This is a genomic window from Vibrio sp. ED002 (assembly GCF_023277445.1).
Taxonomy (GTDB): Bacteria; Pseudomonadota; Gammaproteobacteria; order Enterobacterales; family Vibrionaceae; genus Vibrio; species Vibrio jasicida.
This window is the reverse complement of sequence record NZ_CP080238.1, coordinates 3,133,714-3,146,883: the sequence shown is the minus strand read 5'-3', so window position 1 is coordinate 3,146,883 and position 13,170 is coordinate 3,133,714. Positions and strand designations below refer to the sequence as shown.

At 44.0% G+C, this 13,170-nt stretch carries 14 protein-coding genes; 1 reads left to right on the top strand and 13 read right to left on the bottom strand.

From position 1 onward, the window contains the following. Positions 1-2: 2 nt before the first annotated feature. On the bottom strand, positions 3-962 hold the full coding sequence (locus tag ITG12_RS14670; protein ID WP_248873164.1) for a LysR family transcriptional regulator: 960 nt from the start codon (positions 960-962) through the stop codon (positions 3-5). Between the two features lie 90 nt (positions 963-1,052). Here ITG12_RS14670 and chrA point away from each other — a divergent pair, with 90 nt between their 5' ends. After that, positions 1,053-2,192 carry a chromate efflux transporter gene (gene chrA / locus ITG12_RS14665; RefSeq protein WP_248873163.1) on the top strand — a complete coding sequence of 380 codons (1,140 nt, stop codon included), beginning with the start codon at positions 1,053-1,055 and terminating at the stop codon, positions 2,190-2,192. 106 nt (positions 2,193-2,298) lie between these two features. Here the strand turns inward: chrA and ITG12_RS14660 are convergent, their stop codons facing one another. Genes ITG12_RS14660 through cpaB form a run of 12 tightly spaced genes read right to left on the bottom strand, consistent with a single transcriptional unit; the run spans position 2,299 to position 13,156 of the window. Next, positions 2,299-2,982 carry an OmpA family protein gene (locus ITG12_RS14660; protein WP_248873162.1) on the bottom strand — a complete coding sequence of 228 codons (684 nt, stop codon included), beginning with the start codon at positions 2,980-2,982 and terminating at the stop codon, positions 2,299-2,301. 5 nt (positions 2,983-2,987) lie between these two features. Continuing rightward, a complete protein-coding gene (locus tag ITG12_RS14655) occupies positions 2,988-4,496 on the bottom strand; it encodes a pilus assembly protein (RefSeq protein WP_248873161.1) in 1,509 nt (502 codons plus the stop codon). Between the two features lie 2 nt (positions 4,497-4,498). Beyond that, complete coding sequence (gene tadF, locus ITG12_RS14650; RefSeq protein ID WP_038865953.1) at positions 4,499-5,023, bottom strand: tight adherence pilus pseudopilin TadF; 525 nt, start codon at positions 5,021-5,023, stop codon at positions 4,499-4,501. After that, positions 5,023-5,508 carry a TadE/TadG family type IV pilus assembly protein gene (locus ITG12_RS14645; RefSeq protein ID WP_038865950.1) on the bottom strand — a complete coding sequence of 162 codons (486 nt, stop codon included), beginning with the start codon at positions 5,506-5,508 and terminating at the stop codon, positions 5,023-5,025. Before ITG12_RS14645 ends, tadF begins: the two co-directional genes overlap by 1 nt. 14 nt (positions 5,509-5,522) lie before the next feature. After that, complete coding sequence (locus ITG12_RS14640; protein WP_038865949.1) at positions 5,523-6,221, bottom strand: tetratricopeptide repeat protein; 699 nt, start codon at positions 6,219-6,221, stop codon at positions 5,523-5,525. Next, entirely contained in the window at positions 6,221-7,081 is an 861-nt protein-coding gene (locus tag ITG12_RS14635; RefSeq protein ID WP_104037343.1) for a type II secretion system F family protein, read from the bottom strand. Before ITG12_RS14635 ends, ITG12_RS14640 begins: the two co-directional genes overlap by 1 nt. After that, the gene (locus ITG12_RS14630; protein ID WP_248873962.1) at positions 7,078-7,980 is read right to left on the bottom strand and encodes a type II secretion system F family protein; all 903 of its coding nucleotides are present in this window, start codon (positions 7,978-7,980) and stop codon (positions 7,078-7,080) included. The genes ITG12_RS14635 and ITG12_RS14630 overlap by 4 nt, the downstream gene beginning before the upstream one ends. Beyond that, on the bottom strand, positions 7,980-9,257 hold the full coding sequence (locus ITG12_RS14625) for a CpaF family protein (protein WP_042603172.1): 1,278 nt from the start codon (positions 9,255-9,257) through the stop codon (positions 7,980-7,982). Before ITG12_RS14625 ends, ITG12_RS14630 begins: the two co-directional genes overlap by 1 nt. Further along, a complete protein-coding gene (locus tag ITG12_RS14620) occupies positions 9,254-10,489 on the bottom strand; it encodes a chromosome partitioning protein ParA (protein WP_045405536.1) in 1,236 nt (411 codons plus the stop codon). Before ITG12_RS14620 ends, ITG12_RS14625 begins: the two co-directional genes overlap by 4 nt. Continuing rightward, positions 10,489-10,965 carry a hypothetical protein gene (locus ITG12_RS14615; protein ID WP_038865944.1) on the bottom strand — a complete coding sequence of 159 codons (477 nt, stop codon included), beginning with the start codon at positions 10,963-10,965 and terminating at the stop codon, positions 10,489-10,491. The genes ITG12_RS14620 and ITG12_RS14615 overlap by 1 nt, the downstream gene beginning before the upstream one ends. Further along, the gene (locus tag ITG12_RS14610; protein ID WP_248873961.1) at positions 10,962-12,311 is read right to left on the bottom strand and encodes a pilus assembly protein N-terminal domain-containing protein; all 1,350 of its coding nucleotides are present in this window, start codon (positions 12,309-12,311) and stop codon (positions 10,962-10,964) included. Before ITG12_RS14610 ends, ITG12_RS14615 begins: the two co-directional genes overlap by 4 nt. Further along, complete coding sequence (gene cpaB, locus ITG12_RS14605) at positions 12,311-13,156, bottom strand: Flp pilus assembly protein CpaB (RefSeq protein ID WP_038865943.1); 846 nt, start codon at positions 13,154-13,156, stop codon at positions 12,311-12,313. Before cpaB ends, ITG12_RS14610 begins: the two co-directional genes overlap by 1 nt. Between the last annotated feature and the right edge of the window lie 14 nt (positions 13,157-13,170).

The window sequence follows — 13,170 nt, the reverse complement described above, 5'->3', positions numbered from 1 at the left end:
CGTCAATTCAGGGAGCTTTCGTTGCTCCCTGTAATCAATTCTGCTACCAGCTGACGCAGCCAAATTCCTTTATCCTCGTTGTTACGGCTGGTATGCCACAACATCGCGATATCAAAATCCGCCACCGCAATCGGCGGCTGGACGCTCACCAAGTCGTCCGAGAACCTTTCCGCTTGCGCCATTTTCTCCGGTACAATCGCAACCAACTCTCGCTGTTTAAGTAAGTTTCGAATCGTTAGGAAGTTACGTGAAGCGACGGTGACTTTTCGGCTCAAGCCATGCTCAGCAAGCTTTTTGTCTACTTGTGTACTCAAGCTGCCATCAGGACTCACTAGGGCTTGCTCGATATTGGCAAAAGCATGAATCGACAGTTGTGTTTCACCTTTCAAAACTCGCTTATCACACAGACACACGTGCTTTTCTGTGTAGAGGTACTGGCTCTCAAAGTTATCGTCGAGCACAGGCATACTGCCGATGATGACATCTAATTTATCGTGTTCCGTTATCGCCACGTAATTGCTGCGGTTGACGTTGATAAAACTTATTTGGGCTTCTGGCGCACGCTTACGGATTTCATCATAAAGCAATGGCGCGAAGATAAATTCGGCGTAGTCGGTTAAACCAATGCGGCACACGCCAGCGTAGTTTTCTGGTTGAAAAGCGGACTTCGTCAGTAAGTCTTTGGCAATCGAGTCCAATAAATGATGCACCGTCGGCGCGATATGATGCGCGTGCTCGGTTGGATCCATCTTATGGCCTTTACGCTCAAACAATGGGTCATCAAACAGCACTCGCAAACGCGACAAGCTGTGGCTCATGGCAGACTGACTGACAAAGCTTTTCTCAGCAGCCAAACTCACACTTCGATAGCGATACAGATAAGAAAAGGTCACCAACAGATTTAAGTCGATATTGCGCCACTGGATGTCATCTTTCACAGAACAAACCTCATCCCATTTCATTCATAGATGAAATTAAAACTATTAATTTGAATCATCTTAGTACATTTTTTACAGTAGATGCAGTTTTATTGAAGATTTAACAGGCTCAACATGTTTACCATTTTTAAAACCTTTTTTTGGCTTGGTTGGATCAGTTTCGGTGGCCCTGCGGCGCACATCGGTTACTTCCGTCAAACGTTCGTTGAAAAGCTCAAATGGATTGATGACAGCGAATACGCACAGATCGTGGCTTTGAGCCAATTCTTACCTGGCCCTGGTTCTAGCCAAGTTGGCTTTGCTCTGGGTTACAAACGCGGAGGCTTAGGCGGCGCATGCATGGCGTTTCTTGGCTTCACGCTGCCTTCTGTGATCATCATGTTGGCGCTTGCGATGGTAAGCAGCCAAATCACCGATACGGCGTTGTTCCAAAACATCGTTCATGGCTTGAAGTTGCTGGCGGTCGTTGTGGTGGCGGATGCGACTTGGGGAATGTACAAAAACTTCTGTCAAAGCAAACTAACAGCAGGCTTATGTGTGGCAACCGCGATTGCGTTATTGGTTGCACCGAGTATCGCAACTCAAATGCTGGTACTTGTAGTCGCGGGCTTGATTGGTACTCAATATCTAAAGAAAGAATCCGCAGCCCCTGCCGAACCTTTTAAACCAACCATTGCACCATTGGCGCTGTTCGCAGTACTTCTAGTTGGTTTGCCGTTTGTGGCTCATACCCTTCCGATGCTTGGGCTATTTAGCGACTTCTTCCAAGCAGGTAGCTTAGTGTTCGGTGGCGGTCACGTGGTACTTCCGCTATTGCAAAACATCGTTGGCGATCAACTCAGCCAAGACACGTTCCTAACGGGCTACGCCGCAGCGCAAGCAGTACCGGGACCGATGTTTACCTTCGCAACTTACATTGGTTACGAACTATCTGATGCCCCTATCCTAGGCGCGCTAATCGCAACCTTAGGTGTGTTCTTACCAGGCTTTTTATTGCTGCTTGGCGTGCTAAAGAACTGGCAAGCGCTGGCTGGTAAACCTGCAGTGTCAGGTGCAATCAACGGCGTAAACGCATCGGTCGTTGGTTTACTATTAGCAGCACTTTACCAACCGGTATTCAGCAGCGCTGTCGTTGCTCCAATTGACATCGCTCTTGTGATAGCTGGCTTCTACTTACATAAGAAACTTAACTTGTCGGTACTTTGGATGATTGTGTTCTTTGTCGCGGCAGGCATTGTGACTGGCATGATGTAATCACATCGCTAAGACAAAGACAAAGACAAAGACAAAGACAAAAATACAACGCCCGCTTCCAATTGGAGGCGGGCGTTTTTAAGTCCATCGAGTCAGTAGTTAACACCTATTCCGTTGCTGGTGGTTTTTCCTGTTCATCCGCTGGAATGTAAACATCTGCTCTACGGTTTTTAGAACGACCCGAAGAGGTATTGTTGGTTGCTATCGGTTCAGATTCACCAAAGGATTTAAGCGTGGTTTTCTGCTCACTCACCCCATAATAGTGCAGTTCACCAGCGGTGCTTTTGGCTCGGTTATGACCCAAGGTTTGGTTATACGCTTTGGTGCCAATCCAATCGGTGTGCCCTTCTACTGTTACTTGATAGTTCGTTTGAGCAAGTTGACGAGCCACATCGCTCAATACATTTCTGGCCAACGGGGTAAGGTTAAACTTGTCAAAGGCGAAGTGCACTCGCGCAATCAATTTACCTTTATCGCTGACCTCTCCGCTAAACTGAGCAATACCTAAATTGGAGATATACGTCAGGCAATCATTCGGGTTAGTGAGCAGTGATGAGTTCTTCATCAGCGCCCACTTCAGTGCGGGGTCATTACTCACATCCGTTACCTGCAAATAGCCATCACGATGCGATGCCACACCCGTCACGTCGCCAACCTGAATCGAGTGCGAGTATTCATAATAAGACGTCCCGCAGTATTCGGTCACTTTTGAACTGACTTCACTGGCATTCGCACTAACGGTCGTGAAACCGGACACCAGCATCCCTGTAATTAGCATTGTTTTGGTCATATCTCTCACCCATATAGTCTCGATACACCATTACCACGAGATCCTTTCTGAATTAGTTCTTCGATTTTCTTAATGAAGTCTTCCGTCTCTGTTACATCGATGATGTCTTCATCCGGATTCAACACACAATCTTGGAAACCGCTTTGCGAAGATGCACTGAAGTTCACGCCAATGACGCCAATGTACAAATTGCCGTTCTCGGTTTGGAAGTGCTCACGCGCTTTATCACACATACCTTTGTTCACTAAACCGGGCAAGATTTCTGTGTATGGATACTCCATACCATCACTGATTACTATCAGCATTTTAAGACGGTCATTGTATTGCTCTGTTTCTTCTTCGCTATTGCCGTTTGGACGTCCATCTTCCATGATTTGCAAGCCACGCAGCATGCCTTGATAGGCAGCAGTATTCCCACCCGAACTCATGGTTTGTACCTTGTCGAGGTTTGTTTTGTTGGCAGTCAGTGGAATGGTATAAAAGCCCGAATGGCCAGTCCGTGTCATACTGGAGTTATAAAGCTTGTTGTTGTTCGATCTAAAATGAAACGTCAAATTGTTATTCGCGACTTTATCGTCAAACATGTGTCTAACCGATTTTGAGTAACCGACATAGTCAGGAATCTCCAAACGGTTATTGTTGGTATTCACTACATCAGCAACTCGTTTCGCTTGTTCACGCTCCCAACTTTTCTTGTTGGGACAATCAGTACGCTTGTTGGCACACTCTTCAACAGCTTCTTCTGTGTAAGGAGACCAGTAATTCCAGTTTACTTGTTCGTATTTCACATTAGACACGCTTTGTCGATAACTACCTTTGTACCTTAACTGGCTGGTAGAGTAGAGGTTGTCATTTATCTTCTCTTGCACCCGAAGGTTAAATGGAATGATGGCAATACGATTCAGTACCTCACTCTCGCCTTCTCGCGGAACTAAGATGCGGTTTGAAATTTGCTTAACCGCATCCTTGAGGAGATCAATTTTAATTTCGCCATCCCAGCTGTTGTTCATCGACCCAGAAAAGTCAGTCACCAAAACCAAATCAATGATTTTATCCCCTAAGTAAAAAGGATATTTCGCCGCGACAGCTTGCCCAGCGAGTTTCTCCTGAGTCTCAAAGGAGGGGATTAAGTTACTGGCAAACCACGAGTTGTGAGTGGTAACCGCTTGCACGGAATATTGAATTTTTTCCGTATTATCGTTGTCTTCTGTTGGCTCTTCGTACGTCCTAACCGTTTGAATATCAACATGGGAAATATCACGTACATAGTCATTGATGTACATCGTCGCCAATGCATCTGCTTGGTTCGACTTGTCATCTATCGTAATGGCCAATGCAGCAGTTTGCGCTGCGTCTCTCAGTCGACTTGTCTCTTGGATATAACGCGTCCCCTCTACGGCGAAAAATGTCATACCAAAAACAGGCACTAAACTCAGTGCGAACCAAATTGCCGCAATCCCTTTTTGATTGCGACCTGAATGAATTGGAGCTCGTTGTTTAATAGTGAAATTCATCGTTACCTCCCCACCACAACAGAACTGGATGTGATTGTCATCGTGGATGCGCCTGAATTCCCCCAAAGCTGGGTAAACCAAGAGTTTTCTTGCTGACAAAGCGTTACTTGATACAAAGAGAAAATCACGCCATTCTCAACGGGTGCTAACTCTGACTTCGTATCTAAACCCGCAGCCTCACAGCCGAGATTTTTGTACTCGTTACTTTCAAAAGCATTTAACGTCGCCTTATTGTGCAATGCTTCAATTTTGATAGCGACGCTGCCTGGTGTCGTATCAAGTAGACGTGACGCAAGTGTCTGCATGTCCGTTTCATCACTTGCGTTTAAAGGTAATCTTTCGTCGTAATAACGACTTCGCTCTTTAAGGATATTAGCTAGCGCAAAACTCCCACGATCAAGTTGAGCACGAGCTAATAACTTGTCACTGATGTCCGTCATGAAATAAAAGATGCTAATGAGAGCAATCAAAACAAAAAACAGCTCAATAGCAAAAACACCTTTTTGTCGGGATCGTATTTTCATCATCACTCCTCCCAACCTTCATGTTCTAGGTTAATCAGTGTGCTTTTAGTAATCGGGATAACATCGTTGGAAAATACGTTCAAAATTGGCGTGTAGTTATAGGTCAACGTAATTTCAGCGATTGCATACCCTTGATCGTCTTCTCCCATCTCGGCATCAGAATAACTGGTACCTGAAATCAGATCGGCGTATGTCAAATAGTACCGACCAGACACTTCAAAGTTTTCAGCAGGAACGAGTGACGTCCATAATGCCCCTCCGTCCTTCATCGCCGAATCCAATGTTAGGTTGTAGTTATCGTAGGAGTTTCCGCCTTCAAACACCTTTGTATTTCTGACTGACTCCCTCAACGCATACTCAACCAAGTTGGTTACGTAAATTCTAAATCCCATTTCAAAAAGCATGACGAGAGCAAGAGCAAGAACCCCGGCCCCTAATGCAAATTCAACTACGGTTACGCCCTTTACCTTTCTTCGAGAATACTCCATACCGTCCACCCTTATTACCGGTGTAACTTCCTCGAGATTTGCGCTACTTGAGAATCGGTAAATGCTCCTTCAAGTAAATCTCTCGCTTGATAGACATCCCCTACTTTGAACAGTGCGATAGCCAAATTCGCTCGCACTTTCTGGTTACTTGGGTTCTCTTGATAAACAGGAACCAATAGCGATATCACGTCGTCATACTGTCGTTGTGCAAGATAAACTACGGCTAAATTGTTTTTCACCGCCACGTCGTTATAGCCTTTTAGACGAGCTTGATTGAACGCATTTTTTGCTTGAGAGAACTGGTCGGTATTGCAATAGGAGATGCCCGATAAAACATAGATTTCTCCGCTGTTGTTGCCCATTTCAATCGAGCTTTTATAGCGTTTCAGAGCCAAAGAATCTTCACCATCTTGGCTATGAATCTGACCTCTTAATTGCAGGAGCTCACTATTCTTCACCCCTTGATTGAGCAAATGGTCAGCATAAAACTTAGCCGACTCGATATCGCCCTTATCAAAATACACTTTTGCCAATTCCTGCATGATCTGGACGTCTTCAGGTCGCTTTTCTAGATGCCCTTTATAGTGATTAATCAGGCCTGTATGGTTATCAACACGCTCCATGTTTTGCACCACACTCTCTTCACTCTCTATTGTGGAGGAGCAACCAAACAGCAAAAGTAGTGGAATACTCAAAAAAGTCGCCTTATTCATTATTTACCCCCTCTAAAGCTCGTAAAGTCGATTTGTAAAAAGCCAGGAGCAAGAATAAAAATGACGATTGGAAACATGATCAGCAAGATCAAAGGCACACTCATTTTGGCTGACAATTTACCCATTTTCTCTTCAATTTCGAGTAATTGAATCCGACGCATATCTTCGGCTAAATCACTTAAAACATTCGCAACGGATGCGCCATAGTGAAGGTTTTGAATAATCGTTAAGACAAAGCTGTTGATTTCTGGTGCAGGCAAGCGAACGGAAAGATCATGCAATGCTTTTTCTATCCCATGTACTTTGCCGGCTTCTGATGTTTTATTGATTTGATAACATAAATCTTTATCGAAGATTTTTAGCTCTTGTGCTAAATACGCAAACGACGCTTCAATTGTCATACCGGTTTGCACGCAAACAGACATAATATCGAGGACATAAGGAAGGTTTTTCGAAACCTTTCGCACTAACATGCGCTTTCGCATCTCGAGCAACAGATCTGGAACAATGATGATACTAATAACAGCAATGATTGAAATTAATAACTTATTAATTAATGCCATGTCTAACAACCATATAAATACGGTTACTAAAAGAAAAACAACTGCTTTTAAAGGGAAGTAATATTTCGCTAAATCTTTATTGTAGTATCCGGCGTTAAGAAGTTTTTGCTCTAAATCTTTTTTATTTCCTTCACCAAATTTAACAATGAAGGAATCGATTTTTTTCTTTGCCGGTTGTTTTTGGCCATATTTAAGATACTTGCTCAGTACCAACTCTTTTTTACGAGTGAAATAATAGTCATAGATCAAAAATGACAACGAAAAAATAATCAATAAAATACTCAGCGATAAAATCATCGTCTTACTCCTTTTACAAGAAGCCAAACAACGAATAAACCTAACACCTCACTACCTACAACATAGTAAAGTACCATCCGCCCTTGAGGGTCATTAAGAATAAAGTCGATGTGGCTCGGATCAATTTGATTGACCATAAATGCAAATGCGATCGGTATTGCAGCGACTACTTTAGCGGAGATGCGTGCCTCAGAGGTCATCGCCATTTTTTTCGACTCTAACGTTCTGGCATCAACCAAAATGCGAATTAGCCTTGCCAATACATTTTTTAGTTGTCCACCACGGTTAATATTGGCGCGTATCGTAATGGTAAAGAAGATGTATTCTGGATAAGGGAATGCTTTACAAGAGCGAAGTAACACCTTTTCTGCATTTTCCCCCAGCTTAAGTCGATCGCCCATCTCTTTAAATTCTCGCCCGACTTCTCCTTCCATGTTTTCGCCAACAAAAGAAAAAGCGTGCATTAAACTCTCACCAGCGGTTACGGCACTCATCAAAATGTTCAATGCGTCCGGAAATTTCTTCTCGAAATCTAAGCGACGTTTGTTTTGCAACCAGTAATAGGCCCAAACTACTGAAAATGTAAAAATACCAATAGAAAGTAGCATTGATTCAATATTGAGAACTTCATAAATGACGTAATAGCTTAAATAAGCAGAAAGAACGATAAACACAAAAATAATGAAGTTTGCTCTTGGCCCTAAAACCTTTATTGCGGGAGATAAATTATTTTTGAATCTCTGCCAACGCTTTTGTTCCATCAATGCGTTCAAATTAATCGCCGCAATAATATCTTCGTCGACTTCAGTCTCTGGAAAATAATTCCCTATTTTGCTTCTTCGGTGACTCGTTAAAAGCAAAACGGCAATACCAAATAAGATAAAAGCAATCCATAACATCATGATCTTGCTCCTTGGAAGGCTTGCATTAGCTCTTCATACAAGCCGTAAAAATGTGCTTTCTTAACAAGCTCGGAGCGCTGCATAAGGCCCTCGGTCATAAAGCGTCCTCTTACTGCTTCACCATAACCCACTTCGTCGTATTGAAAACGGAAGATTTCCTCCATCACCACGCTATCGCCTTCGAGCCCTACGATTTCAGAGATGCTGGTTATTTTCCTTGAACCATCACGCAGTCGGTTCACTTGAACCACCAGCTCAATAGCACTCACAATCGCGCGTCGAATAGCATCGAGAGGCTGATTTAAGTTCGCCATCATTACCATGGATTCCACGCGTGATATTGCATCTCGTGGCGAGTTAGCATGTAGTGTCGACATGGAGCCTTCGTGACCCGTATTCATTGCTTGGAGCATCTCAAATGCTTCTGAGCCGCGACACTCACCGAGGATGATTCGATCAGGGCGCATACGAAGCGCATTAATAACCAAATCACGCTGAGTCACTAAGCCCGTGTGTTCCACACTCTCCGCTCTCGTTTCTAGGCGAACTAGGTTGGGTTGCTCTAAACGAAGCTCTGCCGCATCCTCAATTGTCACAATACGCTCGTCTTCACTGATGTATTGTGAAAGCGAATTCAATAAGGTGGTTTTACCTGAACCCGTACCACCCGAGATCAGAATGTTCATTCGGCAACGGGAAGCAATTGATAACAATCTCGCCATGTCCATCGACAGTGAACCAAAATCAACAAGCTCTTCTAGCCCGATATTTTGTTCGCGGAATTTACGTATCGAAATTGAGGTGCCATCTAAAGCAATGGGTGGAATAACGATGTTGACACGACTACCATCCTCAAGACGCGCATCTACGGTAGGAGAAAGCTCATCCACACGACGTCCGATCCGCGCAGCAATTTGTTTTGCTATCGTCAGGACTTGCTCTTCATCGATGAAGGTAATGTCCGACTTTTCTAATTTGCCATGCTTCTCAAAAAAGACGTTATTGGGGCCATTTACCATGATGTCAGTTATCGCTCGGTCATCAACCAGCGATTGAATAGGCCCAAGACCAAAGAGTTCATCCAGCATGCTTTTGACCAAACTTGACTTCATCATGGTCGTGACTGGACGATCAAAGTTCGTCGCTAAAACATCGACAGCGTTTCGGATTTGCCCTTCAATTTCCGAACGAGAAAGGCTTTGTATTGCTTCAACATCTAAAGCCTCAAAAATCTGTGACCGAAAAGCCGTGTAGATCTCTTTATTTGAACTCATCTTACCCCCAATCTAGCGAGCCAACCGCTAGCATGTTGAGTGGATTGTCCATTGATCAAACGAGTAAGATCATCGATAGCATGATTGATATTTCGGTCGTGTTTGTGCGCGCGCTTGCCCTCAATAAGAAGGTGAGCCAGTGAGCGACAATACCCCATATCAAGATTGACTTCAGAACCAAGATATTTCTGGAGATCATTTTGTTCGATAACAAACGTGTTCTCTGGTCGGTGGTGATTTGCAAGTGTAATAATCCGGATCCGCTTGCTCATTGAAAGCTGCTTATTCTCAAGCTGTTCAAGTAACGCTTTGGCATTGCGGACGGAAGAAACCGAAGGCTCAAAAACCACCACGACTACGTCGTAATTTTCAATCAACATATTGGGGTCAACACGAAAGTCGACGCTTCCCGAGAAGTCTTCAATCATAAAGTTGGTGTTTCGACTCAATAATTCGCAAAGTGTCTGGCTATAACTGAAAATGTCTGACTGAGATCGGTCACTATTAAGTGAAAGTAAACGTAGGTTTTTACGCACTTTGGTCAGATGACTTAATGCCCCTTCCGTATCTAACTCATGGATAGGGACAGAGTATTCGTCGATGGAGCGAGATTTGAAGTCATCTAACGCAAGGAGTACATCAATATTGCTGTCATTGTATTGATGGTCGACCAACACATTATCGATATTATTGGAGGCTAACTTCGAGCTAATTTCAGTGGCAATAAACGACGTCCCTATCCCACCTTTGCTTCCGACAACTGCAACACGCTTTGCTTTTCGCTGTTTACTTACCCCTGTGTAAGTCTGCAAATTACGATGTACATTCATGACGAAATCAGCAAACTCATGCTTGTTGATTGGCCAATAAAGATAATAGAACCCTAACTCTTTGAGCTGACGTAAGACGCAGATGGAGTCTTCTGTACCGATGACAATAATACCTTTGTGGGTCGGCATTTGGTTGGTTAACGCTTGAGCATCCGTGACAATGTCAGATGACTCCGTGAGTTCAAGAATGACAATATTTCCGCTTTGCTCTGAGTAAAAACCTTTAGGAACTGAACTCTGTTTTACACACGTTGGTGCACTCCACCCTTCAAACTCGAACATTTCTTGAACCAAAGACATACATTCTAAGCTCTGGTAAAGCAGTACACACCCTGTTGGCCCATGTGCACTTTCTATGATTTGCGGTTTGCTCTCTTTGAGAGATTTTCCTAAGTCAAACATCACAATCCCTCCACGATACGTTCCTTGTGTGAGACTTGCTTCATCCGAGCTACTTCAGAAAAGCAATTCCGACTGACATTCACCTCTTCTATCTCAGAAGGTGCGCACTGGTGCGTCACTAATGCGTGGTAAGTAATCGTCAGTTGGATGTCATTCGACAGCGAACTGTTTTGGCGCACAACAAACTCATCCGCTCTCAAACGCAACGCCGTCTTGTCTTTAAGTGATTTATAAACCACTTTTTTACCCTTATTGCTCCGATATTCAACAAGGTAACTCGCCCCTGAATCTATCTCGTCAACCGTGTCAAAAATCATGTTCAACTTTTCTTCCGTTTGTTGAGTAGATTTCACCGTAAACTGATAGATATGGGTTTCAGGGTAAATAAGCGCTTCCGCTCCTGGTCCATTGAAATAACGCTCAGCACACCCAGAAAGTAATAACGCGCTTAGCACTGCCACAAATAAAGTTTTCATTGAATAAAACCTCCCTGAGACAGCAATTGAATGGTTGGGTCATTGCCTTTGTTGCCTTCTTCACTATCCGAAATTTTCAACCAACGGCGAAGTGTCGACGTTTTGCTCATGTAGGGCATTTGGATATCTTTCTTCTTCATTGGTTTGACAAGATTAACGGTCGCAACAATGATCAGCTCCGTGCGTCGTCTATCTGTAGAGGCTTTGCGAAACGCAGCCCCGAGAACAGGAATATCGCCAAGCAGTGGAATTTTTTGCAGCTCTTCTAAATCGGCACTACTCATCAGCCCACCAAGTACAAAACTATCGCCATCACCAAGTTCAATCGTGGTCATCGCTCTTCGAGTCGCAAATTGGGGTACTTCCAGCCCAGCAGAGCGAATGTATCTTTCTACTTCGCTAACTTCAGGCATGAGGCGCATTCGAATTTTGCCCTCATGAAGGACTTTCGCGGTAAGGTCGAGTTTGATACCAAACTCTCGGAAGGTAATGTTGATATTATTATTGGTGGTAACAATCACGGGCACTTCGCCACCAACGAGAAAGCTCGCAGACTCTCCTGAGATAACGGTAAGGTTTGGCTCGGCGAGGACTTGGGCAACGTTTTCATTACCAAGTGCAGTGATCAAAGTGGTGAGATCGGCAGCATCAAATTGTTGGAATAAAAACTCACCGACATCCGCCCCAACAGAAGACCAATCCACACCTACAGTTTGAGCGAACGTTTCTGTCACTTGAGCGACCGATATTTTCACATTGACCTGTTGATCCGTCGCGACCTCAATAAGTTCTAATATGCCTTCCCACGTCATATTGCGAGCAAAGATCATGCTTTGAGGTTCTTCAACATCGTAAGCGTCACTTTCAAACTCCAAGACTTGGGTCTCTTCCCACTTCTCCGTTTTGTCTCTTCCGAGCAAAGTAGCGACCATTCGATAAATATCATCACGTTGCTGTTCCGACTCAACAACTCCACTCACTGCGACCTGATTACCCACCGATTCAACTTTGATGTTGAGTTCAGGGTAGTGAAGCTTGATTTGACGTCGGACCAACGACAGATCAATATCGACAATAATTCGGTCAGAGAGCAGCACTTTCTTCGATTTACCGTAAATGATGAATCTGGCTTGCCCGACCTCCTTGGCAAAAACAACGACGGTATTTTCATTTACAACGTTGTAGTCGACAATTTCAGGGTCACTGACAAATACGGTCGAGATCGGTTCTTTCACCTCAATGTGTTGACCATCACTGACCGTGATATAACGATCGCCAGAGAAAGCGGAAAAACTAAATAAAAACGCCAAAAACCAAGCGTATGAGAATATCCTTTTTGTTTTCATCACAGCTCCTCTCCTTGGGCAGATTGACGAGAAGATCCTCTTAACTCGGTCACGCCACTATAATTGCCGATCACATCACGAACTTCCGCGAAAACAGGCTCTTTGTAGCGATGGCTTCGGTATACCTCTAGATGCATCGTTTTCTGCGCGATAGATAACTTGGCGATCTCACTGGGCTCGACTTCAACAACGATGACTATTTGATGATCATCTTCACTTGAGACATTTGATTTAACTCGGGAGTCCACTGGCTCTTTGGTATTACCGACACTGAGCACTTTGACGTTTCTCAAAATCAATTGTGCGTTCACGCCACTAAAATCAATTGCGTCGGTATCTTCATCGGATAAGTTTTCTTTTGGGGAGCCCACGGAAAGTACATCAACATTAGTACCTGGACGGATATAACCTTTGACCAAGTTACGAGTACTCACCAGTAAAGAATACGGCTCTTTCCCTTCGGTAATGAGAAGGTCGATATAACGAGGATCGTTTTCTTTAACTTGATATTCAGAGAAGACGATTTTTCCAGCTTCAATGTTTTTTGAAAGGAGAGTAGACGGTGAGAAATCCAGCTTTATATCGGAGTTAATCCCCTCTTCTAAAGCGATATTAAGCAACATCTGCTCTTTTTGAACATCATCGATTTCAATAGGTGTTCCGCGCTCTAGATTGCTCTTCGCACGCCAGACCTGAACATAATGAGCCTGTGGCTCATCTGAATTGCTTGGTTGGGATACGGTTGGATTTTGCTGTTGAGGCTGGGCAGTCATATGGTTGTAAAGTCCGATGCCTCCAACCAGTAATGCTAACAGTGCAAAAACCATCCCTATACGAGATCGCATACGCCCCTCCCGTT